Consider the following 25,651-nt stretch of genomic DNA (forward strand, 5'->3'; position numbering starts at 1 on the left):
TCTGCTACACTTAAACGGGCATACTAGTTCAATAGTAGTAGGTATTGCTAGTTGCTGAAAGCTCATGCTTATTGTCTTGTAAGTTAGAAGTATCTCGCATCTGCCCTCATGGAGAATTTGGCTTGATGTTGCTCTGTCTGCGAATCGAAAACTTTGCCCTAATTGACCAACTGGAATTGGAATTTGGCGCGGGACTAAATGTGTTGACAGGTGAAACCGGCGCTGGAAAATCGATTATCTTGGATGCCATTGATGCCGCTTTAGGAGGTAAAGTTTCTAGTCGAGTCATTCGTACAGGAACAAGTCGGGCGATGGTGGAAGCGACTTTCACCTCAAACGCCCCTCTAGCAGCTTGGTTGACCGAACAAGAAATAGATTTACTTGATGAAAATTCTGTAGTCATAAGCCGAGAAATCACAGCCACCGCTAGTAATATCCGCAGTCGATCGCGGGTGAATGGTGTGTTGGTAAATCGCCAGATTATGGGAGGAATGCGCGATCGCTTGGTGGAAATTACAGCTCAAGGTCAAACGGTACAAGTAGGACAATCTGCCCAAGTCCGGGACTGGTTGGATTTATATGGCGGCGACTCTCTAATGCAGCAACGTCATAAAGTTGCCACGAGCTTTAGTACTTACCAACAGGCACATTTAGCACTAGAAAAACGCCGGACATCAGAACGGGAAAGGTTGCAACAACTCGACTTGCTGACTTATCAAGTGCAGGAATTGGGAGCAGCCAATCTCAGTGAACCTAATGAATTGGAACAGTTGGGACAAGAACGGGAACGCCTAAATCATGTCGTCGATTTGCAACAGATGAGTTACAAAGTTTATCAGGCTTTGTATCAAAACGATCATGAAACTCCCGCCGCAGGTGATTTATTGGGAGACAGTGAGGCGATATTAAATGACATGGTGGAATACGATACCCAACTACAACATTTGTTGGAATTGGTGCGGGACGCCCAAGCTGCGGTAATGGAAGTGGGAAGGCAAATTAATGCTTATGGGGATGGTTTGGAAGCCGATCCGCAGCGGTTGGAAGAGGTGGAAGAACGGATTCAGGAATTAAAGCAAATTTGCCGCAAGTATGGGCCGACACTTACAGAAGCGATCGCTTATTACCAACGTATCCAAGGGGAATTGGCCCAACTTAACGACAGCGAACAATCTATTGAAAACTTGGAACAGCAAGAAAAGGCGTGTTTTGAAAAACTCACCCAAGCAACTAATCAGTTAACTCAACTGCGGAGTAAGGCGGCTGCTAATTTAGAATCACGTTTGATAGCTGAACTCAAGCCCCTAGCGATGGAAAAGGTGAAGTTTCTGGTTGAAATATTACCAGCTTTCCCAACTGCGATGGGAGCAGATAAAATTACTTTTACATTTAGTTCCAACCCTGGAGAACCACTGCAACCTTTAACGGAAGTTGCTTCTGGTGGGGAAATGAGCCGCTTTTTACTGGCGCTGAAAGCTTGTTTTTCTCAGGTTGACGTGGCTGGAACGATGGTTTTTGATGAAATTGATGTCGGGGTTTCGGGCAGGGTAGCCCAAGCGATCGCGGAAAAATTACACCAGCTAAGTCAACGCAACCAAGTGTTATGTGTTACGCATCAACCTTTAGTTGCGGCAATGGCTGATCGGCATTTCCGCGTAGATAAGCAAACTATTAATCCAAGTAAGGGTAAAAAAGCCAACAATGGAAATGCTGAACAGCGTACTGTTGTCAGAGTTACTACTTTAGATGATTTAACCACTCGCCGGGAAGAATTAGCGCAGTTAGCTGGTGGTAAATCTGCAAGCGATGCGATCGCTTTTGCAGAATCTCTGTTATTACAAGCTGCAAACCACCGTCACCGGGAGCAAAATTGATATTACAGCAGAGCGAGGCAATTATGTCTGATGAAGTAAACCTATGCAAGCAGGTGGCTACCAAAAGGCCGGGCCTGCTTTGCGTAACGGTGGTAAATACGCGAGGGTGATAGCCATAGTCAAAGCACCGATGGAGTGGGCTGCTTGGAGATATCCCAACTCTACTGGCCCCACGTGTAAAATATCTTTGGCAAAAATCGGGAGAAGCGCGATGCCTACGGCGGGCTACGCCTACGCACCACCCAACAATACAGCAAACATATCTAATGTAATCGCGGCTAAAATCAACTGATTCTGCCAAACAAACTTAGCACCAGCAGCAAGTGCTTGGAGTGAGATTGGCTCAGTTGTGCGGATGACTTTTTGCTCTTTAATCGCTAGCGTTAAAAGAAAACACAAAAACGCAGCGATCGCAGCTAATACATAAACTCCTGTAGCACTTCCTAGTAGCGCAATCCCAAATCCTCCGAAGGCTGGGCCGATGACTGAGGCTAACTGAAAGCTACTACTATTCCAAGTAGCTGCATTGGTAAAGGCGCTGACAGGTATTAATTGCCACATCAGAGCATCACTGGCAGGTTTGAGGAATGCCCTAGCGACACCTGTTAAAACCAAGCAGGCATAAATTAGAAAGATTGTACCCTGAGTATAGGAAAGTACTCCTAAAGCTAGGGAACAGAGGGCTAGCAGTATCACCGACAGTAACATAGTGAGTTTGCGATCGCGCCGATCGGCAACATCTCCAGCAATTAACGTGAGAATAATCATCGGTAGGACTTGCGCTAGCCCTACACCACCTAAAGCGATCGCTGAGTTAGTCCGCTCATAGAGTTCCCAGCCAATCGCTACAGTTTGCATTTGCGACCCCACGAACAGCACCAGCCGTCCGATGGTAAATAGCCGATAGTCTCGAAACTTAAAGGCTGCAAAGGGATCGTGTTGTGCAACCTCAAAGTTATGGGGCTTTGAGTTCTGTTTTCTCGAAGACATTTTTTAGTAGAGTTAAGCCTTCTTCAATGTTGGAAATTTGGTCTTCTGAAAGACCTTTGAGCAAATCGGTAATATGAGCGCGAGTTTGATCTTGGGATTGCTTCAGATGATGCCTTCCATCTTCAGTTAAATTGAGCAGCACCCGCCGCCGTTCTTGAGGATGAGCAATCCGTTTCACGAAGTCGCGTTGTACCAAGCGTTCTATGGTTGCTGATGCTGTGGCAGAGGTGACACCTAAATGCTCTGCCAGATCAGATAATGAAGCCCCAGGATTGCGGTTGATAAATGCTAGCGATCGCAATTGAGGTATAGATAAAAAAGCGGCACTATGAGCACGCATATCCGCTCGGATAAACCGCATCACTAATGGAACTGTCTCCATTACTCTAGCGGCACATTCTTCGGAAGTTGCACCTTGATTAGGTTTATCCAAGGTCATGGGCTTTTTGTTCTCCTAGTTACATCGCCACCCGTGGATAAAGTTTTCCACCAAGGATGGCCAAAATGATTAATGTGAATAAGAGAATTGTACAATCCAGACCAAAGCCATAGATGCTAGTGCCATTCAACAGCATAGTGCTACGTAACCCGTCAACCAGATAAGTCAACGGATTTAAATGGGAAATGAACTTTAACCAACTGGGCATCAAAGAAATCGGATAGATGGCATTGCTCGCAAAAAATAACGGCATGGTTAACAATTGTCCAATACCCGTCATCCTTTCTCGGCTTTTCACCAAACAGCCAATAATTAATGAGAAAATACAAAAAGAACCCGCTCCCATTATGACTAGCAGCAGTACTTGAAGAATAGCTAGGGGATGAAGATTTAGTTTGACACCTAATAAAAATGCTAATCCGTAAATGAATATTACCTGAGATAAGCACCTCACCCCACATGCCAGGGCTTTGCCCAACACCATCGCCACACGAGGCGTAGGACTAGCTAAAAATTTATGGACAATCCCTAAATCTCGCTCCCAGATTAGCGTCATTCCACCACTAAAAATTGCCACAAACAAAATACTCTGAGCCAAGATGCCAGCAGAAATGAAGTCTAAATAGGGTAAATTCCCTGTAGGAATCGCGCGAGTTCGGGCGAAAACTTGCCCAAAAATTAGCAGCCATAAAGCTGGTTGCACAGCCCGAACGACTAAATCAGTGGGATCGTGGCGGAGTTTACGGATTTCCAATTCCGCGATCGCTAGGGTTTTGATAACTAGCTCTTTAATTGCAGAGATCAAATTTACTCGGACAGTGGGTGGTGATTTAACCCAACCGTTGAGCAGTACGTCTGGTTCTTGCTGTGTCACGGTAGTTGACTCCTGATGTTAGCTGGTCACCTGTATAGTGAATAAAGACATCATCCAAAGTTGCATTTGGATTATTTAAAGAAGCTTTTAAGTCGGTTGGTGTGCCTGTGGTAACGACTTCACCTTGCTGCATAATCGCCACTCGGTTACATAAGCTATCCGCTTCTTCTAAAAAGTGGGTTGTTAAAAATATAGTTGTGCCGTAATCAGCACAGAGTTGTAGTACAAGTTGCCATACTTGAGTTCGAGCGATGGGATCTAGTCCGACAGTCGGCTCATCAAGAAACAGAATTTGGGGTTGATGTAGAACTGATATGCCGATTTCCAGCTTGCGGATCATCCCACCAGAGTAATTTCGTACTAAGCGGTGCGCTGCATCTTGCAAACCCATGTATTCTAAAATTTCATAGATGCGGCGATCGCGTCCTTTGGCAGTTATTCCATACAACTTGGCGAAGATTAAGAGATTTTCGTAACCTGTGAGGCTACCATCAGCAGACAGCGCTTGGGGCACATAGCCGATAGCCCGTCTCACAGAATTAGATTGACAAGCCACGTCATAGCCAGCTAAGGTTGCTTTCCCTGCACTGATAGGTAGCAAGGTTGTCAGCATTTTAATAACTGTACTTTTCCCTGCCCCATTGGGGCCAAGCAGACCAAATACTTCGCCCTGTTCCACAGATATGCTCAGGTTATTAACTGCGGTTAACTTCCCAAAACGGCGTGTGAGTCCTTGAGTTTCAAGGATTAGCGGCTTTGGTTCGCTAGGAGGTTGCGATCGATTTATTTTTCCCGTCAGTATTGTCACAAGTTTGATGCACTTCTATTAATTAGTAAATCTAACTATTAGCTTCTCAATAGATTTGCCAGAAGTCAATAGACTTCTGGCGGAAATTTGAATAAGAGTAAAAGGAATGATTCAGGAGGCAGGAGGATAAAGGCAGGAGGTAACCCACCCTTAAAAGAGTGGGATTGAAGCAAGGACGTTTTATACCTCGCTGCAAGCAGTCTCAGTATAATTACTGCTTTGAACTGGACTTTAGACCCAGAACTAAAGTTTTAATTGATACTTCTTACCTCCTGCCCTCTGCCTACTGCCTTCTGCCTTTCTTCGGTAAATTACTGAAATGATGAAGCAAAGTAACCGCAAATTCTAATCGCCATATATATTTGCTGAGATGCTACCTTCGCATGATCATTTTTGTAGTTTCACAAAAACCTTATCCTCCTTAAACTTTACCGGATATGACTGAAGCGAAATATCCGGTGCAGTTAAGCATTCACCTGTCTCTAATCTGTACTGAAATCCGTGGGAAGGACAGGTGATAATACCATTTTCAATCTTACCCTCTTCTAAAGAGTATCCTAAATGAGCGCAAGCATTACGGTAACATCTTACTCTAGCACCTTGACGATGTAAAATGAGCGAAGTCCCAGCAATTTGTACTGCCAATATACCAAATTCAGGAACTTGCTCAATAGTTGCTACTTTTACCCAACTAGAAGTTATCTGTGGAGAAAATGGACTAGTTAAACTAGAATTTGTGGTGTTAATAGTAGGATTTTTATTAACTGCAACCACTTTGGTAATTTCAGGACAATGGTTTTTGATTGCCTGTTCTACTCCTTGAGATAAAGTCAAGGTAGAAGTCGGACAACTGCTACAAGTTCCTATGAGCATAATTTCCACTGTATCTGGTGGCTTAATTGCCACTAGTTCAATGTCCCCATTATGGCTTTTTAAACCTGGGCGAACTTCTTCTAGGGCTGTTTGAATGCGCTGTGTTAATGGTGGTTTTGGTGGTTTTACTAGTTCATGATAAAGCAGTACTGCGTATACTACTTCATCAGTAACAGCATGACGTAAACCTGACATTGATTCTTGTTTGAGGCTTTTAATCAAACTAGTCAATGCTGCTTTATGCAAGGCTTCAATTGCTCTTTTTAAACCTACCGCTACACAGCGTTGGCTTTCATCCCACTCAGATATAATTGCCTCAAAGCGGTTAATTTCCTGAACTAATTCTTCAAGATTTGTCATTTGTCATTTGTCATTGGGCATTGGGCATAGGGCATTGGGCATTGGGCATTGGGAATTGGTTATTTATCAATGACAAATGATAAATCACTTCATTTTGAAATCTTTGAGGAGAAATGGCATAATCATGCCTGTCACTAAACTAGACAATGTTATTGGTAGGCAAAAGGGAATGTCAGCTTGTGCAAATAACACTAGCAGTAATGAACCTACAACAGTAGCAATAGCAGTTCGCTGGATAAAATATATCGGGTCACGCAGCAACTTTCCTTTGACAAATAACTTGGCTGAGAACCATCCAATTTCTAACATTTTTCCTCCTAATAATTTGTCAATAAATTTAGTATGGCAAGTCCTAACAGGATGGCAGGAATTACACCAGCCGGAGCAAATAATGCACCAAGCATTGCTGAAAAGCTATAGCCTATATCTTTCCCAGCTAATAACATTCCACCAATAGCACCGCCAACCATAGACAAGGCTGTTGCGATGACTATCCACACTAATCCTGTTGCTATGTTCAAGTCACCATCTGCTAAACTTGTGAGAAAATCTCTTACAGTCGGGTTTGTAAAAACATCTCTCATGCTGTTTTGTTCTCCTTATTAGTAATTATGGGAGTGGGGATGAGGGGGATGAGGAGAATAACCAATGCCCTATTTCCTATTTCCTATTTCTACTTCAATATCTTGTAGGGCTTGGGTTACTATCTCTGCTTGTTGAATTTGTTGGTTTTGGGTAAAAATCTCTAACGCTTGTTGATAATACATACGTGCTTGCAACAGATTTTGAGGATTACCCACTTCTGGTTTTTCTGAGTCGTCTGGTAAGTTGAATAGGGCGTTAGCTTTGTTTGAAATTGTGTTAGCGTACTCTAGGGGTGTATCTTTAGAGTTACGAACTTTTAGCGCTTCATCGTAAGCTGCGATCGCACGCAAGTTATTTTCCACAGGATGGGAACTCACTAAATATTGCAAAGCGTTACCCAAGTTGTTTTGCAACATCGCATATTCTCTGGGATGATCGATCAAATTAATATGCTTTAGTGCCACCTCAAATGACTGCACAGCTAACCCTTGACGCAAGTATTCCCGTTCCGATGCTAAGGGCATAGAAAGATAAGCGATCGCAATATTGTTATATAAAATCGCGTATTCCTGGGGGTAATCCTCCCAACTAAACACCCGCAACGCCTCATGATAAGCCTGGATGCTGTCAGTTATCCGCGCCAAATTAAATGGCACTAGCGACTGCAACACCAGCCCAAAATTCATCTGCGTCTCTGCCACTTCCTCTGGTGAGGCTAATTGCTGTAAGATTGGCAACGCCTCTTCATAACCTGCTTTTGCTTGCAGCAGCAGTTGGTAATCAACATCCGGTATTGCCTGTAACGTCCCTGCCATGCCCACTTTAGCCCTAGCTTTTAGCAAGGGATATTCCTCACCACACATTTCATAGGCCCGGTAATATAACCCAACTGCATTTCGCAAGTCTTGGGTAGCTTTGGGCTTTTTTTGAAAGCCTTGCGCTATCTCAATCAGCATCTGGATTTTTTCCTCTGCTGTGGCTGACTCCGATGCAACAGCTGCTACCGCAGCTTTCACCGCTGAATCTGTAATGCTGGGGATCATAACTCTGCCGTACTCTAGCCAATTGGGAATTGAGTCCAACGCCCACAAATGATCGAGACACAGTTTTGCATCTGATCACGGGCCATACTGATTTACGCAGGCTTCGAGTCCTTTAGGCGGAATTCCCCTTTTTGATCTGAGACTAGGAATTTAGTGACTGGTGATTGGAGGTTAGCAACTGAAGATTAAGGAATAGTTTTCCCCAATCCCCAATACCCAATCCCCAATACCTAGTCCCCAGTCTCTAAAATATAAAACACCCTATTTCTAAAATTCTAGGGGGGAATTGCTAATATTAATGTCAGCTTTAAACACCTAATATTTTAAAAATATTTTTTGTATCATTGCTGGACACAATCCAAATATTTTTTATTGAATTGTTGACATATATTAGGAATACGGTTTGATATCATGTTCGCTTGATTGCTTATTAAACCCGAAAAAGCCCATCCCGCCAAAGCTATGCTTTGTCTCCCCTATCTATCCATTAGTCACATCTTTCTTTACAATCTTGAAACGCTTGTTCTGTAGGCATCTTTAGCACTGAGGTGTCAAAGATACTTGACAGATTGGCTCTTAATCTTATCGTTAAAATTAGCTTTTTATTGAGAATTGATGACGAACTAATCAGAGTTAGAAAAAGCGTGAGTGAATACTATCGCAAATCTTAAGAAAGATGTGACTAATGGATAGCCGCTTCGGAGAGGAGTTGGGGGAGAGGTCAATCCATGCGATCGCTATCAATAGTGTAGTGTATCTTTGTCAGATACATACATTATGTAATATCAGGGAATTTTGTTTTTGAAACTTCTCCGAAATACTTTCACTAGAAAACTTTAGTATTATCTGCCTTTCAACGCCTTTTGTGGTTAGCATAGGCATTGCTTATTTCCTTCTATTTTTTAAACGCATTTTCTGCCTATTTTGTCAATACGTAAGTCCTGAATTTATTTATTTGTCGGAAGTCCCTTACCCAATAGTCAATTTGGGGGTAAAACTGGGGTAATGTAAAAAGGTCAATGTGTTTATAAAGCAGCTGTGTTGAACAAAAATTATGTCGTGCGATCAAAGCAGATTTTATCCCATAACGACGAGGGTCTTCTGAATAAGCATTGCTTTCTATGAATTGCGATTTAATACACGGGTGTATATCCGTTAAACGGAATTTGCGCTCCTTAATACCATATATTGTCAAGTTAAGCGCTTATATCTTGCAATAGATAACTTTTACCCTCACGACTGGAGAGCAAAATCTTGGGAATAGAACTACGCAGTTTCGTATTTCTCGACAACCTGCAACCTCAACATGCAGCATATATGGGAACAGTAGCCCAAGGCTTCTTACCATTACCAGGAGATACATCACTGTGGATTGAAATCTCTCCTGGTATCGAAATTAATAAGATTACGGATATAGCCCTGAAATCTGCCTCTGTCCGTCCAGGAGTACAGGTAGTTGAACGACTCTACGGACTATTAGAAGTTCATTCTAGCTCCCAAGGCGAAACGCGAGCTGCTGGTCAAGCTATTTTGGCGTTCCTGGGAGTCAAAAGAGAGGAATGTCTGAAACCGCGTGTTATTTCTAGCCAGATTATCCGCAACATCGATGCTTATCAAACACAACTAATTAATCGCACGCGCCGGGGACAGCTACTACTAGCAGGTCAAACACTATATGTATTAGAAGTGGAACCTGCTGCTTATGCCGCACTGGCTGCCAATGAAGCGGAAAAAGCAGCGAGGATTAACATTCTTGAAGTTCAAGCTGTAGGTAGCTTTGGACGGCTTTACTTAGGTGGACAAGAACAGGATATTCTAGCAGGGGCGGCGGGAGCATTAACGGCCATTGAAAGTGTCGCTGGTCGGGTAAATTCTCTGGGTGGGCGTCAGGAGTAAAGGAGAGAAAATGGCAAATCGAGAGCATCTAACTTTACTCAAAGCAGGTGCAGTTACATGGATTGAGTGGAGAAAGAAAAATCCCCAGATTGAACCAGACCTCAGCAGCGCGAATCTGCAAGGCGATAACCTCAGAGGCGCAAACCTCCAAGGGGTAAACTTGAGAAGAGTGGATTTAGGTAATGCTTTACTGGTGCGAGCAAACCTCAGTGGTGCTGACCTCAGTAGTGCCAACCTCTACAAAGCCTTTTTAACTGAAGCTAATCTGAGTGCGGCTAACTTCAGTGTTGCTAACTTGAGTGGTGCTATACTTACGCAGGCAGATTTGAGTCATGCCAATCTGATTGGAGCCGATTTGAGTCACGTGGATCTTAGAGACGCTGCGATCGCATATGCTAATCTAATTGGCACTGACTTAACAGGCGCTAACTTGAAAGATGCCGATTTAGGTTCAGCAAAGCTGATGCGGACTAACCTCTCTTTTGCCAACCTCATTGAAGCTAACTTGATTGCATCTGACCTCAGCGAAGCGAGTTTGTACGAAGCGGAAATGTTGGGTGCTTATCTTTACAAAGCTGACCTCTACAAAGCTAATCTGAACAAGGCTCACCTCAGTGGTGCATACCTGTTGCAAGCTAATCTTAGTGAAGCTGACTTGAGTCAAGCAGACTTGAGTTGGACTAACCTCAGAAACGCGAATTTAGCAGGAGCAAATCTCAGAGGAGCTAACCTTAGAGGAGCCGACATTAGGGGAGCTAACCTCAACGGTGTAAATCTTCAGGAAGCAATTATGCCTGACGCTTCAAGGCACAATTAGTTTACAGCCGACATTTTGCACCTCAGAGGTTGTTTGAAAAGATATTTTTGGTAACTTCTAACCCTCAGAAACCTAACTCGAAATCCTTGTTGACATACTCACCGAGAAAGAAGGGTCGGTGATTCTGGAGTAATAAGTAATAAGTAATAAGTAATGAGTAAATACCTATTTCTCATCCACTCATTACTCATTACTCATTACTCATTACTCATTACTCATTTAAAGTCCTGTCACCGATGATAAAAAGCCGTCCTCAAAGGACGGGGCTTTAGACCCAAGTTTTTGGTAGAGACAATTCATGAATTTTCCCCACATCTTTTTTTGAAGATGCCTAATAGTTAACGAACCGTTCCTCGCAATACTTCAGTATCAATGGGTTTGATCAGATAAACTAACAGCAGATTCCAAACAATTGCTGCAATCAAAGGTAGTTTGCGAATTAGCTTCACAACTTTCGGCGCAGAACTGCTCTCAATCTCTGCAATTTTCAAGTTGTAACCTGCACAGCGTTGCAGCCGTGGGAAAAACTTGGGGTGTTCGGTATTCAGCATCACCGGAAAAGCCCGTCCCGCAGTTTCATTGGTGTTGCGGACAACTTGGAAATCAAATTCTGTGGCATCAAGTCCCAGTGATTTATAGAACCCGGAACGTTCATGAACTGTCAAGGTGTGAGTAGCAAATACCGAGAGTAAGAAAAAGCGACTCCACAGCCTAGATTTCCAGGTATTCCATAGTTCAGGTTGAGAACGTAATAATGCTTTGAATATATCTCCGTGGCGGTTTTCGTCCTGACACCAACTTTCAAAGTAGCGGAAGATAGGGTAAAACTCGTTTTCTGGGTGCTTTTCTAGATGTCTGAAAATAATAATGTAACGCCAGTAGCCGATTTTTTCTGATAGGTAAACAGTGTAAAGTACCCACTCAATCGGAAAAAAGGTATAGGTGCGGGTTTTAGTAACAGTGGCTAAATCCAGGGAGACTTTAAAATCGCCCATTGCTTTGTTGAGAAATCCGGCGTGGCGGGCTTCATCACGCGCCATCAGTTGAAATATTTCCGCTAGCACTGGACTGCGATTTTTCAGCTTGCGGGATAATTCCTTGAATAGCAAAAAGCCGGAAAACTCAGAAATGCAAGAGCGTTCCAAATACTCTATAAACGCCTGCCTTGCTTCACCACCAATGTGTTCCCAAGACTGCTCAAAGGCTTCATCACGAACAAAATGGTGGCGGTTGTAGTCTGTCCGCATTTCTGTCAACATCGCCTGCAACTCTGTTTCCTGGGCAGACAAATCCAGCTTGGCTGCGGTTTCAAAATCTGTAGTATAAAACCGGGGAGTGAGTACCGTTTCTTTACTGGGGGTTTTAATTTCTGGCTTGGGTAGAGTGTTAACCATGAGTGATGAGGCGATGAATCAATAGTTCTATAACTATAAAGTTATGATAAATATCATTATTTAGCTAGCCCTCTTCACAATCCTTTAGTAAAGTCGGAATTTCTGAATTCTTCTTCAATCATCATTCTTTCCTCCTGCCTCCTCGCTTAAAAGTGCTGAATGCTGTACATGGATAGCGGGGCGTTGAGCCAGTGCTGAGTAAAAATACCAGTCTCAAATCCCTCTTTCATCCAAGGCTTTTGAAACTCATTTCATCGGCACTGCCTTTTTCATAACACAGTTAGATCCGCGAAAATGTGAAAGGAAAACCTTTGAGGGCTAGGGTTTAGATATTTTATTAAGTTTTTAAATTTCCCTGTCTAAATACAGTATCCGGCGCTATCCGCCATTCATACAGAATACCTTTCCTGTATTCTGACTCCTGACTCCTGTTCGATAAAAATCCCCGCCACAGTGGACAGGGATAGTAGTTTTTAGCTAAGACTTGTCTGTTTCTGTTAGCTAACAAAATCTTTGTGAGCAGTGACAAGCATCTGAGCTTGCCTTAAAACGTTTCCGAATAAATAAATAGGAATCTGCCAAGCTGCAACGGTAACTTCTTTGACGATATCCTGTACACTAATTGCGATTAATTCATGTTCTGGTGGCTCTCCCTCAACTGCACCAGACCAAGTAAAAGCTAATAAGAAATCATCATCTCCAGGTAAGGATGCAATTAAGCATTCTTCTGGTGTTGGCTGGCAAATAATTCCATGATCGTTTGCAAGTTCTACTAGTCTTTGAAAGTTGTTTACGTTCGTCATTTGTCCTTGGGATGTAATGTAATCTCAGTTTTAGAAAAAATCATATTTTTATCTCCAGAACTCAAGTTAGTTGCTCTATACCATATATTACGAATTATTAATTAGTCGGTCAGAGTTAGGAGTTATTGGAGTTGGATCAGGCTTAAGTCCAAAATCTTACCGCGATCGCCTGGTTCTATCAGCAACAATTGTTACTGTTTTAAAAAAAGCTAGACTACCTACTTTTTCGATTTACCCTATTGACATACACCTCCCTTCTTTACCATTCCAATATTGATACTCTAATTTGACCCAGGCTGACGCAGTGCATTGAGAATTGCACTCGCTTTTGGGGGAATAGCTGTAAGCCGAAGCAGAAAAAGATGCTCGTCAACATTAGATTGTTGAATCACCTTGGCATAGATATGTTCTTCTTCTGTAGCCATTTCTGCATCAATCAATAGCTTGAGTTTGAGATTACTCAAGAGTTCTAAAGAATGTGGCGATCGCAATTGCGCCTTTTTTTCTGAGAGACTAATCAATGCTCCCAGCAATATTGTTCCCACTGCATGTTTTCCCTGTAAAATGGTGTATTTCACAGGTATTTCTTGATTAAGAATGATCATCTTTTCATCATCTTCAGGCAAGAATAAATTATATTGACCGCCAATGCCACGAATTTCACAAATTGTCACAAGGTGTTTTATTCCCTTCAGTTCGGTGAATAAATAGAGTATTCCCAAAAGCAAGATCAGATTTTGCACTCAACTACGAACTATTAGCAAGAGACAAGTTAGGCAAGAGATCGTAAAAATAATTACAACAAATTGGATGAGCTAGGATTTAGCAGCACGACAAGTGACTTGATACACAGTTACTTCTCTTACAGTAAATTTCGTGCAACAATTAAGAATCTTTCTTATTTAAGGATATAGTCACTTAGGGTAATGACTGTTGGAGCGTTAGCTACGCTTGCTTAAAGACGCTACGCGAACGTCGCAGGCATCGCACAAGGGCTGACTTATCAATTCTCACTGAGCATTGCATCCAGTATTTAGGTGTTTCCTTTCGGATAACTTGAAAAAACGCGTTAGTTTCAATCATATATCAGCTTGATAATGACAGTAATTATTATTAAACTATGACAAAAATTCTTACAGATACAGATTGGCAAGAATTATTGGCAGAAAGTGAGCAAAATGGTCACACTTCTTTTCAATCAAAGGGTTTTGAAACTATCCGTAAAGGGAAACTTCTAGATGTCTCTCATACCTATCAATGCTGGTCAGAATTACGTAATGGACTATCTATTTCAATACATCAAGAAGAATTTATTGATGATATTGTGTGGCTTAGAGATATTTTTGATAAATCTCAATTTGGCTTGAGTTTTTTTCTCTCAGGGAAAGTGAGAATTGAACGCCACGGTTTAACTGACAAGACAGACGAAATAGTAGGCAGATATTATTCAGAATGTAACTGTGACATCAAAGAAACTGAATGCTGGAAAGCTGGTGAGAAGTTTTCACGAATTTATCTGAAAATCGAACCGCAGGAATTTTTTCAAAGTTTTGGTGAAGAAGAATTAGAACAGATACCAATTTCCCTGCGTCAAGTAGTGATGAATGGTAAGGTACAGCCTTACTACCAGCAAGGGGAAATCACACAGCAAATGTGGAAAGTTTTATGTAATATCCTCAAGTGTCCCTATCAAGGCTTGATGAAGCGAATGTATTTGGAAAGTCAAGCAATAGAATTGATTACGCTTCATTTTCAGCAAATTCAGGAGCAGGAGCAGGAGATACGTAATCATAGCTTTCCAGGGAAGAATTTGAGAGATGTTGAGAGAATTTACCAAGCTAAAGAAATTTTGTTGGGTAATTTAGAAAATCCACCCAGCCTGATAGACTTAGCACGACAAGTAGGTATAAATGAATTTAAATTGAAGCGTGGGTTTCGTCAAGTTTTCGGGACATCTGCGTTCAAATATTTGCACAACTATCGCCTGGAAAAAGCGAAACAACTTTTAGCATTAGGAGATATGAAGATTGAAGAAGTAGCATTTAGGGTAGGTTTTGACAGTCGCAGTTACTTTGCTTTAGCTTTTCGCAAAAAATTTGGATTGAATCCCAAACAATACTTTCAACATCATCACAAATCCCTCTAGCGTTCAGAAAAAATCCCTCTAGCGTTCAAAAAAAATCCCTCTAGCGTTCAAATTAGAAATCTGAATCCCTTATTGTACATAAACTACTAGTTTAGTTAAGAAAGATTCTTAACAGCTTGTGGGGATAAATGGAGTGGTCTAATACCCTAACCTGTAACGGGAGAGGGGTCGAAAGTCTGATGAATATGTTGGTGTGAGGGAGATTTGGTGATGAAATTAATAAAATCGCTTTCTGGGCTGATGTTTACAGCCTCATTTTTTATACTCGTAACACAGTCAGTATTGGCTGAAACTGATGGAGTAAATTCAGTAAATGTTAGAGATAAACGCAAAGTTATATCAACTATTCCCCAGTTGAGTGAGGTAGAACTTCCCCAGATGAAGGCCGCACTGTTATTAACTCAGAACCCCAGTGCAGAGGCAATAGTAGAAGTTACAGGGGTACGCATTACCAAAACCGAAAAAGGTGTTGAGATAATTTTAGAAACAAATAAAAGTGATACTCTCCAGCCTGTTCAGAAGAATGAAGCCAATAAATTAATTATCAATGTTCCCAATTCGCAATTGCGTTATGAGGGTGGTAATACATTTCGCCAAGAAAAACCATTTGCCGGAATTGCAGAAGTATTGGTAGTTAATCAAGATAATAATACTATCCAGGTGACAGTAACGGGGGAGACTCAACTCCCAACAGTTGAGTTATTTGATGGAGATGAAGGGCTGATTTTTGGTGTGACACCTGCTGCAACTGCAATGCAGCCACCACAGCAGCCAACAAGTGAAACACCGCAAGAGGAACCAGCAGCGCCAGCTGATGAACCAATTGAGTTGGTGGTAACAGGGGAGGAAGACAAGTATCGCGTCACGAATACCACCACTGGGACAAGAACTGATACACCCCTGCGTGACCTTCCCCAATCGATTCAGGTTATTCCTCAAGAAGTGCTGCGCGATCAACGCGCCGATATTTCCAGTGCGCTTATTAATGCCCCAAGTGTCCGCACTTCATCTCCGACTAATTTTGAAACATTGCGGATACGAGTTCGAGGATTTTTTACCCAGCCTACGCTAAACGGTTTCAAAGACTCTTTATCTTCTAACCTTGGGCCTGACCTTACAGGAATTGAAAGAATAGAAGTCCTGCAAGGCCCAAACTCTATTTTATTTGGTTCATCATCACCAGGGGGAACGGTTAACTTTGTGACCAAACAACCCCTGCGCGATCCTTACTACTTTGCCGAAGCAACTATTGGTAATTTTAACTTTTACCGTGGTGAAGTGGATCTATCTGGGCCGTTAGACGATGCGAAGAAAGTACTATATCGGCTTAACGCATCATACCGAGATCAAGAGTTTTTCATTGACTCTAGCAAAGCTAGAAATCTAGTGATTGCACCGGTAGTGAGTATTGAACTTGGGGAGAATACAAATCTAACTGTTGAAGGCATTTACAAAAACATAAAATCGGAAGGAATTAGTTTTGGCTTGCCTGCAATTGGAACAATACTTTCTAACCCTAATGGCAAAATACCCCGCGATCGCAACGTAAATGAAGGTAGCATTAACACCGAAGTTTCTAGAATTGGGTACACATTAGAGCATAAATTTAGTGAGGCTTGGTCATTTAAAAATTCATTTCAATATAGCAGGTTTTATTCTCCTGATTTAGGCACTTTCCCCGTAGGGCTTTTAGATGATAATCGCACTTTGGAGAGAATCTACATAGAAGGACTCTACGATCAACGCGACTATAGGCTTTTGACCAATGTTATTGGTAAGTTTGCAACTGGCTCAATTAAACATCAATTACTATTTGGCTTTGATTTGGGCAGACAAAGTATAGATTCTAGCGGTATTGATCGAGAAATTGCTCCACTTGATTTGTTCAATCCGATTTATGGTCAGCTACCTGGTGCAATTACATTTGAATCTGATACCAATACCGTGACCGATGAGCTTGGCTTTATCGTGCAAGATCAAGTAACAATTGCAGACAATTTAAAGCTGCTCCTCAGTGGTCGATTTGATAACTTCAAGCAAACTGACAAAGACTTTCTTGCAGATACAGAAACAAGTCAATCGGGGAGTGCCTTTAGTCCCCGTGTGGGCATTCTATATCAGCCAATCCCGCCTATTTCTCTCTATGCTAACTACAGTCAATCATTCCAGCCAGCAATTGGTCGAGCCTTTGATGAGAGTGAATTTAAGCCAACCAAGGGGACTCAGTTTGAAATTGGAGTCAAAGCAGATTTGAATGACAGGCTTTCAACTACATTGGCGTTGTACGATATTACCCAATCGAATATTGTAACTGACGATCCAGATAACTTAGGCTTTTCTGTTCAAACTGGAGAACAGCGTAGTCAAGGAATCGAACTCAGTGTTGCGGGTGAAATTTTATCAGGATGGAACATCTTTGCTAGCTATGCTTACAACGATGCCCGCGTCACTAAAGATAATATCATTCCAGTCGGGAACCGGGCATTGCAGACAACTCCCCATGCTGCCAGCTTATGGACAACCTACGAAATTCAACGAGGAGACTTACAAGGTTTGGGCTTTGGTTTGGGACTTTTTTATGTAGGCGATCGCGCCGGAGATGCTGGAAATACATTTGAAGTACCCAGCTATTTAACAACTGATGCTGCTATCTTCTACAAGCAAGACAGATTACGTGCTGCGATCAATATCAAAAACCTCTTTAATGTGGATTATTTTGAAAATGCCTTCAATCGATTGCGAGTCTCTCCTGGTGCGCCATTTACTGTGCAGGGAACTATTTCTTGGACGTTTTAAAAAGTTAGGGTTTTCATGAAGAGGTTTCTACGCCGTCTCACCTATCCGCTATGTCTGGGAATTGTGGCATTTATACTTGTTTGTGCCTGTAGCCAAAGTAACTATCAAGATGCCACATCTCCAACATCTTCAGCAGAAAATTGTCGAATCATAAAACATCCAATGGGGGAAACCTGCGTTCCACTCAATCCTCAACGAATTGTAGCTTTAGATATCCTGAGTCTTGGTGAAACCGTTGCTTTGGGTATCAAGCCAATGGCAGCAACAATATGGTCTCGGACAGAAATCAATTCCGAAGTTCCCCCCTATTTAGCAGAAAAAATCAAAGGAATTGTTTTGCATAGTTATTCTACTAGCCAACCCAATTTAGAGACAATTCTGCAACTTAAGCCCGACTTAATCATTAGTCCTTCAGATCCATCATCACGAGAGCAGTACAAGCAATTATCACAAATTGCTCCTACCGTATTAGTTCCTTGGGGAGAGATTTCACGAGATTGGAAACAACACTTAAAAGAAACTGCAAAAGTTTTTGACAAAACAGAGGTAGCGACTCAACTCTTAAATGGCTACTCTCAAAGAGTTGAAAAACTAAAACAGAGATTACAGAATAATCGTCCTCAGCCATTTCGGGCATCATTTGTATATGTCAACTCTGGAGGAGTATATCTTGGTATGAAAAAGTCCTTTTCTGGCACAATTTTAAATGATATTGGACTGCTATCTCCTAAATCATCTAATAATTTATCCTTGCCCATTTCCGAGGAAAGTTTTTCCGAAATTGATAGTGATGTTATTTTTATCGGATGTTATCAAAAAAATGATTGCTCTACTTTAGAAAAACTTCGGGGAAAACCCTTATGGTCTAAAGTTAAAGCTGTCCAAAACAAACAAGTATTTCCTGTAGATTTTCAGAGTTGGTATGGGTTTGATTTTCTTGCCGCTCATGCTGTACTGGATGACATTGAGAAGCATTTATAGCAATCTGATTTGATTTCTGAATCACTCGTAGAGGTAAGGGACTGGGGATTGGGGAACTCGGGGCCCCCTCTGGGGATTAGGGGCAATGGGGACTGGGAAGAAGGAATAAAGGTGTGTCCTATAGATTAACAAACCTCTAACTCATGAAAGGATGTCAGTGAGTGTTGCTCTCTTCAGACAGTTAGGTGAGGAGGTACACCATACTCAGCACTCTTCATGCTGCGGTACTAGGTAAGGAAGAAGAAGCACTCTTTTGCTCACAATATGGCAATATATAAAGTTGTAGCTAACCGCCTACGTAGAGGTTTAACGTGGATACCATTGCAATTCCTGCTTTAAATCGGCCAGTGGATGCCACGGTAGAAATTCCTGGTTCTAAAAGTCTTACCAATCGGGCGCTGCTTGTCGCTGCTTTGGCGCAAGGTGACTCCATTTTAGAAAATGCCTTATTTAGTGAAGACAGCGAGTATTTTGCCAAATGCGTAGAGCAATTAGGCATTCCCATTACTTTGCATCCTCATTTGGCACAGATCGAAGTGGCAGGAAGAGGAGGCGAAATTCCAGCTAAACAGGCAGATTTATTTGTGGGTTTGGCAGGCACAGCAGCACGGTTTATCTCTGCGCTCGTGGCACTAGGGAACGGCGAATATCGGCTAGATGGCGTTCCCCGGATGCGAGAACGACCGATGGGTGACATGCTAACGGTGCTGCAAACGGGTGGAGCAACCATCAACTTTGAGGGAAACTCCGGATTTATGCCCTACACCATCTATAGCCAGGGATTTGCTGGCGGAAATTTTCGCGTAAAAGCTAACCAAACGAGTCAGCAACTTTCGGCATTGCTGATGATTGCGCCCTATGCTCAACAGGACACAATCATTGAGGTTGAGGGGACATTAGTTTCTCAATCTTATGTCAAAATGACCTGTCGCTTGATGGCAGATTTTGGCGTTGAGGTGATTCAAATAGGTGATAATCAATTTCAGATTAAAGCTGGTCAACGTTACCAAGCTCGACATTACACAATAGAACCCGATGCGTCAAATGCCTCTTATTTTTTCGCCGCTGCCGCCGTCACGGGTGGACGGGTGCGCGTCAAACATTTGACTAAGCAATCCTGTCAGGGTGATATTCTCTGGCTGAATGTTTTAGAACAGATGGGTTGCCAAATTAATGATTCCGATGATTACACCGAAGTGACGGGGCCGAAGCAATTGCAAGGCATCGACATTGATATGAATGATATATCGGATTTGGTGCAAACATTAGCTGCGATCGCACCTTTTGCTAGTTCACCGATTACCATTCGGAACGTGGAACATATTCGATATAAGGAAACCGACCGGATTAAAGCTGTGGTTACAGAATTGCGGCGGCTAGGAGTGAAGGTTGAAGAATTCCCAGATAGACTGAAAATTGAGCCTGGCCCTATTACCCCGGCGGCGATTGAAACCTATCACGATCATCGAATGGCGATGGCTTTTGCTGTCACTGGCTTAAAGGTTCCAGGGATTGTAATTAAAGATCCTGGCTGTACAGCTAAGACCTTTCCAGATTACTTTACCCGATTCTTCCAAATGTTAGAACAATAAGAGACTGACCAAATAATTACTAATTCGTAATTCGTAATGACGCTCGTGGACTCGCTACCGCTGCGCTAACGTAATTCGTAATTAAAGAAAGGTACAAGCACCTTGATTTATTTACGAATTATGTTGAACAGTATTTTTGTCGCGTCTGTTATACCGGGCGTTGTATATAGCAATCCTAAATCATTCGTGAAAAATTAGATCCCCGACTTCTTCGAGAAGTCGGGGATCTGGACATCGCGCATTTTCACAACTCATTTAGGATTGATATATTTGCGGGATGATTTTGCTGGTTTTTAGGACGGGCATCTTGCCCGTCCCTTGTATTTACAGACTTTCAATCAGCTAATTGTAAGTCCCTACAGCTATTTGCTGTAAACCTTTAGAAGGTGAAAGTTGTTCTCAACGTGCCGATAATTGCATCGTCGTTATCACTGTTTTGACCAGGAGAGGTCAACCAGATGACACCAGGGGTAATTGAGATGTTATCTGACACGCGATACTTGTAAAAGCCTTCAATGTGATAAGGTACATCATTACCAGTTAAACCTGGTCGGTTAAAGGCATAGGGTTCTGCACCAGCAAAAATACCTAAAACGTTACCCTGTTTACCGAAGTCAGGCAAGGCTACGCCAAGACCATAGCTCCAAGCTTCATAATCATCATCAGCACCAAAGCCTGTGACATCGTGGTAAGAAACGAAGCCACTAACTGATAGTTTGTCGCTCGGTCGGAAGGCTGCCGATATTCCGTATGAATTACTGGAAGATCCGTCTAGGGCAGTTAAGGTGTTAGCTTGACCAGTACCTACGACACGGTTCGCGCTACCCAAACCACCACCTGCATCAAATAAGCTACCACCTCCAGCACCATGATATCCATGAACGTAGGTAGCAGCGATCGCAAAGCGATCGCCAACACTAAAGTTCAACTGTCCCAGAGCTGCATAGTTACCTTCCAACAAACCTTGACTTACTCCAGGATTATTAGCATTTGACGCTAAGTAGCCTACAGTCAGTGAACTTGGTTTCAAAAAGCTACCACCGCTACCAAAGGGTAAAGTCAGTGCTGCACCAGCACCACCACCAATCCGATAGATGGGGCTTTCAGAAGCAAAGGTAGACAATGCACCATTACCACCATCAAAGTCCTCAAAGTAAGGATTGTTGGTGGCAGCATAATCGCTATGAATACCTCCGGTGGCCGCAAAGTAAGCTTGGGCTGGGCCTATGGGTACGTAATATGCCAGCCAGTCTATACTGACAGAGTTGCCAGTGTCACCACCAATTTGAAACGTTTGCTTGCCTTCACCAGTATCGATAGGAAGACCGGCGCTATCCAGTTGTGCAAAAGCTCCGGCATTGCTTGCTGCAAGACGAGTGTGTAAAACGTCTTTACCTGTAAAGCTGGTTTGTAAGTCTAAACGCACCCTATCTTGGAAGACAGTATTGTTAGCATCACCAGTGTTACCGCCAAAAATATCAGTAACGGCAAAAATAGCTTCACCCACCAATTTAGTGGTAGTAGAAAACTGATTTGCTTCTAGTTCAGCAGTCCGTGCTTCTAGAGAATCTACTCGACCACGCAGAGTTGCCAATTCTGCCGAGAATTCCTCTTGCAAACGCTGGAGGGTCGCCAAATCCTGTTTTGACACCAAGTCAGCAGTTGCCGTCGCAATCAGTTCATTAACCCGATCTAAACAAGCATTCAAACCTGCGGCAAACTCATAACGAGTCAGTGCCCGGTTGCCGCGATAAGTGGAATTTGGGTATCCTGCAATACAACCGTAGCGTTCAACTAGGGATTGTAAAGCTTGGAATGCCCAATCAGTCGGCTGTACATCAGAAAACTGAGAAACTGATGTGACTTGAGACAGTGAATTCTGGTTCTTGCCTTCGCTGCCGTAGCGATTAACTTGTTCTAAAACCTGATTTCCATCAGTCTTTGCTTGGGCAAAAAACTGCTGATTAATTTTTGGTTGTTCTGTTTTGATTGATAGTGAAGTACCAATAGCTTCTGGTGCTTCTGTCTGAGCGTATTTTACCTTTGGATCTTCAGAAAAGCTTGCTACTTCAGTAGCTATAGCCTTAGCGGAAACCAACACCGTCACTCCCAAAACTACTGGACTTAGTACCAGAGTTTTCCACAATAGATGAGACATTTTTTATTTTCCTTTCCCAAAAAATAACCCAACTCAGTAGGTTTAAGAAAAAGAGAACAAGCAATTATTCTACTTGATTGGAAATTCTATCAGATTGTAGTGATCTAAGCTATATCTAAAAAATTTTCCTGGATAAAGAATCGTAAAGTCTTGCAGATGACTTGTTTGCCTAAAGGTGGTGTTTATCCGGGAATTTAGCTCTATTTTGTGCCATTTATGCACTTTAGCTTCTTGTTTTTAACCCTGATTTTCGATAGAGCCTTTTTATATCAAATACAGTTCAGTTAAGCATTTCTTGCTTCTCTTTGTGTCCTACCCTTCTCTTTCTGCTGACGGAGATACTGCGCGTAGCTTGCTTCCACGAAGTGGTAAGGGAAGCCACTTCATGTCCATGCGTCCTTTGCTGCTGCGGCAAGCTGCTTTGCGTCTAAGTTAAAAAAGTTGACTTTAACAAAGAGTTTTAGCTTTAACTGAACTGTATTGCTTTTTATCTTGCTAGAATGACAGATTTTCACTAGAGTTGGTCATATTTATAGAAAATTGTGAAATTGGCTGAAACTTTTACTTTGCCGCAATGAAAAAGTCATGGTTGAAAATTGATGCAGCTTTTTGAGCTAAACACAATTCACGAGTCAGACTTGAGAATATCGATTTCTTGTCTAAATTCAGAGAGATGATTTATGAGTGAGTTTACCTCCAATCCATAAATTACGAACTACGGCAAATGCTTCCTCAGATTTAGACAGTCAATTTTTCAAAACTATCAGCAGTTGTTTTTTCTAGTCCTAGAATCGGATAGATATCTGGCTCAAATGTTCCCTGAATGGTCAGAAGTAAAGCGTCGATTAAGGCTTTGGCTTTCAGCAGCGTTTCTTGAAACTCCATCTCCGGGTCAGAAAGGGCTATAATTCCGCCACCGATACCGATGGAGGTTTGATGAGGAGTCAGAACAGCAGTCCGAATAACAATATTAAAATCGGCTGAACCATTCAAGCCCAAAAAGCCGATCGCTCCTGAATACACTCCCCGCGCCTCTTGTTCTAGGCGATCGATAATTTGCATGGTACGGATTTTGGGCGCACCAGTCATCGATCCTCCGGGAAATGAAGCTTGCACACAATCCACCGCTTGTAAGTCTGAACGTAACCGCCCGCGTACTGTTGTCACCAACTGATGTAGTGTTGGGTATGTTTCCACATCCATTAATTTTGGTACATGGACACTACCAACTTCACAGACTCGTCCCAAATCATTGCGTAACAGATCCACAATCATCAGATTTTCAGCCCGGTCTTTTTCGCTGTTGCGTAGCTTCTCACGGAGGATGAAATCGGCTTCGGGGGTTTCTCCTCGTGGTAGGGTTCCCTTAATGGGTTTAGTTTCTACCCATCCTTGGCGATCAATCTTTAGAAACCGTTCTGGAGATGAGCAGGCGATCGCTACACTCGCCGTAGGCATCGCAATTTCACCAAAGCGCAAAAATGCAGAGTAAGGAGCAGGATTGATTTTACGTAATGTCCGATAGAACGTCAATGGATCGGGGGTTGCATCGGTGTAAAGCTGATTCGTCAGGCAAACTTGATAAGTTTCCCCTTCGTGAATTTCGTCCAAGCAATGGTGAATATCTTGGATGTAATTTTGGTAAGTGCGACTCAAACGGAACTTAACTGGCTGACAATTTTCCTGGGGGAGAACGGAAGAAAGAGGATCTAAAGTTTCCAGTTGTTGTTGGATAGTATCAAACCAAGTTTCTACCGGTTCTGTTTGTCCTTTTTTGATTAATTGCAGTAAATAAAGACACTGTTCTTGGTGATCGATCGCAATCATGCGATCGGCAAGTAAGAAAATTGCATCAGGTAATGGTGAAGAATGTACCAATGATGAGCCACATTCTGCCTTGAGTTCATAGCCAAAATAGCCAACAAATCCACAGTTAAAATCAAACGGTAACTCATCAGCTTGGCAAAATCGGCAGTCTATTTCCCGCTTCAAATACTCAAAAATACTTTCGGTGCGATGAGTCACGGTATCTGACTGTGTGACGAGAAGTTTTTGCGTTTGGGTATGATATCGCACCAATAGACTGTTTGCTCCGCTGCCATCACCCATAAAGGAGAAGCGAGATAGACCAGGTTCTACACGGCTGCTATCTAGCCAAAAAGCATTTACTGCATCCCCAAACAGCTGTACAAATATTTGTTCTGTATTTGGGCAGATATCTAACTTGCGTGTATACAATTCAAACTTCTCTTCCTGTTTTTGGTGTGGTCGATCGATAACAGGAGTAACAGATCCATATCCAATCCAATATTGCTTTTGTGGACTTCTTGACTCTGCCAAAAGGCTTTCAGATCCCACCCCTTGTGCATGGCTCCCTCTCCTGCCTTCTGCCTTCTGCCTCCTGCCTCCTGCCTCCTGCCTTCTTGAAGATTTCTCTATAAATTGCAGCGTTATATCTCGAAAGTTTTCTAGTAATCTTTGCCCATATTCTGTACAAATAGACTCTGGGTGAAACTGCACACCCCAAAAAGGTAGATGTTGATGACGCAATCCCATCACCAGTCCTTCTTCAGTCCAAGCAATTTTTTCTAGACACTCAGGTAGTTCGTCAGCAACTAGCAACGAGTGATAACGCACTACAGAAAAATTACTAGGAATACCTTGAAATAGTGCTGAATCATTATGATAAATTTTACTGAGTCTACCGTGTCGAACTTCCGGTGCATGAATCACTTTTCCACCATGTAGATAGCCAATTCCTTGATGACCAAGACAAACTCCTAGCAAGGGCACATCAACGTTCTCAATTATCTGTCGGCAGATTCCAAAATCTTCTGGTCTTTCTGGACGACCGGGGCCAGGTGAAATCACAATGTTGTCAAATGCAATTTCTTTTAGTTCATCCCAGGTAAGCTGATCGTTACGAATTACCAGAGGTAGTTCCCCATTTACTTCAGCAATCATCTGGTAAAGATTAAAGGTATAAGAGTCATAGTTATCAATAATTAATGTTTGCATATATACTCAATTAACTACCATATAGAACATTTTGGCACTCAGAATAGCAATTCGTGAATAACAAAATTCCCGACTTATTTAATAAGTCGGGAATCTAAGCTTTTCAATTTTAAGTAATCTATAGATACAGCAGTTTTATTTTGCATAGAGTACAAAACTAGGGGTTTTAAGGCAGGAACTCTTTATATCTGATGCGTGAGTCCT

The 25,651-nt window shown here is 42.3% G+C and carries 19 protein-coding genes and 1 pseudogene; 7 read left to right on the forward strand and 13 right to left on the reverse strand.

The window, feature by feature from the left end; genetic code table 11:
- Window positions 1-125 precede the first annotated feature (125 nt).
- Window positions 126-1,874, forward strand: a complete 1,749-nt coding sequence (gene recN, locus RRG12_RS11925) for a DNA repair protein RecN (protein WP_420759435.1) — start codon at window positions 126-128, stop codon at window positions 1,872-1,874.
- Window positions 1,875-1,940: 66 nt separating this feature from the next.
- Here the strand turns inward: recN and RRG12_RS11930 are convergent.
- The 8 genes and pseudogenes from RRG12_RS11930 to RRG12_RS11965 form a co-directional block, all read right to left on the reverse strand.
- Window positions 1,941-2,864, reverse strand: a pseudogene (locus tag RRG12_RS11930) (MFS transporter); the annotation flags it as partial.
- A complete protein-coding gene (locus RRG12_RS11935; RefSeq protein WP_069068812.1) occupies window positions 2,830-3,303 on the reverse strand; it encodes a MarR family winged helix-turn-helix transcriptional regulator in 474 nt (157 codons plus the stop codon). The pseudogene RRG12_RS11930 and the gene RRG12_RS11935, both read right to left, overlap by 35 nt.
- 19 nt (window positions 3,304-3,322) lie before the next feature.
- Entirely contained in the window at window positions 3,323-4,177 is an 855-nt protein-coding gene (locus RRG12_RS11940; protein ID WP_069068811.1) for an ABC transporter permease, read from the reverse strand.
- Window positions 4,134-4,985, reverse strand: a complete 852-nt coding sequence (locus tag RRG12_RS11945) for an ABC transporter ATP-binding protein (protein WP_420759419.1) — start codon at window positions 4,983-4,985, stop codon at window positions 4,134-4,136. The genes RRG12_RS11940 and RRG12_RS11945 overlap by 44 nt, the downstream gene beginning before the upstream one ends.
- Window positions 4,986-5,372: 387 nt before the next feature.
- Window positions 5,373-6,218 (reverse strand): NifU family protein, encoded by an 846-nt coding sequence (locus RRG12_RS11950; RefSeq protein ID WP_069068809.1) that lies wholly within the window; start codon window positions 6,216-6,218, stop codon window positions 5,373-5,375.
- Between the two features lie 84 nt (window positions 6,219-6,302).
- Window positions 6,303-6,527, reverse strand: coding sequence for a hypothetical protein (locus tag RRG12_RS11955; RefSeq protein WP_069068808.1), 225 nt, complete (start codon window positions 6,525-6,527; stop codon window positions 6,303-6,305).
- A gap of 8 nt (window positions 6,528-6,535) precedes the next feature.
- Complete coding sequence (locus tag RRG12_RS11960; protein ID WP_069068807.1) at window positions 6,536-6,802, reverse strand: hypothetical protein; 267 nt, start codon at window positions 6,800-6,802, stop codon at window positions 6,536-6,538.
- A gap of 69 nt (window positions 6,803-6,871) precedes the next feature.
- The gene (locus RRG12_RS11965) at window positions 6,872-7,846 is read right to left on the reverse strand and encodes a hypothetical protein (protein WP_420759420.1); all 975 of its coding nucleotides are present in this window, start codon (window positions 7,844-7,846) and stop codon (window positions 6,872-6,874) included.
- Between the two features lie 1,254 nt (window positions 7,847-9,100).
- Between RRG12_RS11965 and RRG12_RS11970 the strand changes: the two genes are divergently transcribed.
- Both RRG12_RS11970 and RRG12_RS11975 read left to right on the forward strand, forming a co-directional pair.
- Complete coding sequence (locus RRG12_RS11970) at window positions 9,101-9,742, forward strand: hypothetical protein (RefSeq protein ID WP_069068805.1); 642 nt, start codon at window positions 9,101-9,103, stop codon at window positions 9,740-9,742.
- A gap of 10 nt (window positions 9,743-9,752) precedes the next feature.
- Window positions 9,753-10,559, forward strand: coding sequence for a pentapeptide repeat-containing protein (locus RRG12_RS11975; protein WP_420759421.1), 807 nt, complete (start codon window positions 9,753-9,755; stop codon window positions 10,557-10,559).
- Between the two features lie 338 nt (window positions 10,560-10,897).
- On the opposite strand, the gene acsF is transcribed toward RRG12_RS11975, so the two are convergent.
- The 3 genes from acsF to RRG12_RS11990 all read right to left on the reverse strand — a co-directional run bounded on the left by acsF (window position 10,898) and on the right by RRG12_RS11990 (window position 13,430).
- Window positions 10,898-11,953 (reverse strand): magnesium-protoporphyrin IX monomethyl ester (oxidative) cyclase, encoded by a 1,056-nt coding sequence (gene acsF / locus RRG12_RS11980; protein WP_069068803.1) that lies wholly within the window; start codon window positions 11,951-11,953, stop codon window positions 10,898-10,900.
- 497 nt (window positions 11,954-12,450) lie between these two features.
- Window positions 12,451-12,756, reverse strand: coding sequence for a hypothetical protein (locus RRG12_RS11985; protein ID WP_069068802.1), 306 nt, complete (start codon window positions 12,754-12,756; stop codon window positions 12,451-12,453).
- Window positions 12,757-13,037: 281 nt separating this feature from the next.
- Window positions 13,038-13,430, reverse strand: a complete 393-nt coding sequence (locus RRG12_RS11990) for a hypothetical protein (protein WP_420759422.1) — start codon at window positions 13,428-13,430, stop codon at window positions 13,038-13,040.
- Between the two features lie 446 nt (window positions 13,431-13,876).
- On the opposite strand from RRG12_RS11990, the gene RRG12_RS11995 reads away from it, so the two are divergent.
- The 4 genes from RRG12_RS11995 to aroA all read left to right on the forward strand — a co-directional run bounded on the left by RRG12_RS11995 (window position 13,877) and on the right by aroA (window position 20,271).
- Window positions 13,877-14,902 carry a helix-turn-helix transcriptional regulator gene (locus RRG12_RS11995; RefSeq protein WP_420759423.1) on the forward strand — a complete coding sequence of 342 codons (1,026 nt, stop codon included), beginning with the start codon at window positions 13,877-13,879 and terminating at the stop codon, window positions 14,900-14,902.
- A 210-nt stretch (window positions 14,903-15,112) separates the two neighbouring features.
- Complete coding sequence (locus RRG12_RS12000) at window positions 15,113-17,698, forward strand: TonB-dependent siderophore receptor (protein ID WP_420759424.1); 2,586 nt, start codon at window positions 15,113-15,115, stop codon at window positions 17,696-17,698.
- 15 nt (window positions 17,699-17,713) lie between these two features.
- A complete protein-coding gene (locus tag RRG12_RS12005) occupies window positions 17,714-18,679 on the forward strand; it encodes an iron-siderophore ABC transporter substrate-binding protein (protein WP_420759425.1) in 966 nt (321 codons plus the stop codon).
- Window positions 18,680-18,990: 311 nt separating this feature from the next.
- Window positions 18,991-20,271, forward strand: coding sequence for a 3-phosphoshikimate 1-carboxyvinyltransferase (gene aroA / locus RRG12_RS12010; protein ID WP_420759426.1), 1,281 nt, complete (start codon window positions 18,991-18,993; stop codon window positions 20,269-20,271).
- Window positions 20,272-20,650: 379 nt separating this feature from the next.
- Here the strand turns inward: aroA and RRG12_RS12015 are convergent, their stop codons facing one another.
- Together RRG12_RS12015 and pabB are read right to left on the reverse strand one after the other, a co-directional pair.
- On the reverse strand, window positions 20,651-22,429 hold the full coding sequence (locus RRG12_RS12015) for an iron uptake porin (RefSeq protein WP_420759427.1): 1,779 nt from the start codon (window positions 22,427-22,429) through the stop codon (window positions 20,651-20,653).
- A gap of 738 nt (window positions 22,430-23,167) precedes the next feature.
- Window positions 23,168-25,447 (reverse strand): aminodeoxychorismate synthase component I, encoded by a 2,280-nt coding sequence (pabB, locus tag RRG12_RS12020; RefSeq protein WP_420759428.1) that lies wholly within the window; start codon window positions 25,445-25,447, stop codon window positions 23,168-23,170.
- Window positions 25,448-25,651: the final 204 nt, after the last annotated feature.

It is taken from the genome of Nostoc sp. CALU 546 (assembly GCF_048836525.1).

Coding starts and splice junctions, on each gene's coding strand:
- RRG12_RS12000 (WP_420759424.1), top strand. CDS start 15,113: ATGAAATTAATAAAATCGCTTTCTGGGCTGATGTTTACAGCCTCATTT.
- RRG12_RS11985 (WP_069068802.1), bottom strand. CDS start 12,756: ATGACGAACGTAAACAACTTTCAAAGACTAGTAGAACTTGCAAACGAT.
- RRG12_RS11995 (WP_420759423.1), top strand. CDS start 13,877: ATGACAAAAATTCTTACAGATACAGATTGGCAAGAATTATTGGCAGAA.
- RRG12_RS11975 (WP_420759421.1), top strand. CDS start 9,753: ATGGCAAATCGAGAGCATCTAACTTTACTCAAAGCAGGTGCAGTTACA.
- RRG12_RS11960 (WP_069068807.1), bottom strand. CDS start 6,802: ATGAGAGATGTTTTTACAAACCCGACTGTAAGAGATTTTCTCACAAGT.
- RRG12_RS11950 (WP_069068809.1), bottom strand. CDS start 6,218: ATGACAAATCTTGAAGAATTAGTTCAGGAAATTAACCGCTTTGAGGCA.
- RRG12_RS11965 (WP_420759420.1), bottom strand. CDS start 7,846: ATGATCCCCAGCATTACAGATTCAGCGGTGAAAGCTGCGGTAGCAGCT.
- recN (WP_420759435.1), top strand. CDS start 126: ATGTTGCTCTGTCTGCGAATCGAAAACTTTGCCCTAATTGACCAACTG.
- RRG12_RS12005 (WP_420759425.1), top strand. CDS start 17,714: ATGAAGAGGTTTCTACGCCGTCTCACCTATCCGCTATGTCTGGGAATT.
- pabB (WP_420759428.1), bottom strand. CDS start 25,447: ATGCAAACATTAATTATTGATAACTATGACTCTTATACCTTTAATCTT.
- RRG12_RS11935 (WP_069068812.1), bottom strand. CDS start 3,303: ATGACCTTGGATAAACCTAATCAAGGTGCAACTTCCGAAGAATGTGCC.
- RRG12_RS11955 (WP_069068808.1), bottom strand. CDS start 6,527: ATGTTAGAAATTGGATGGTTCTCAGCCAAGTTATTTGTCAAAGGAAAG.
- acsF (WP_069068803.1), bottom strand. CDS start 11,953: ATGGTTAACACTCTACCCAAGCCAGAAATTAAAACCCCCAGTAAAGAA.
- RRG12_RS12015 (WP_420759427.1), bottom strand. CDS start 22,429: ATGTCTCATCTATTGTGGAAAACTCTGGTACTAAGTCCAGTAGTTTTG.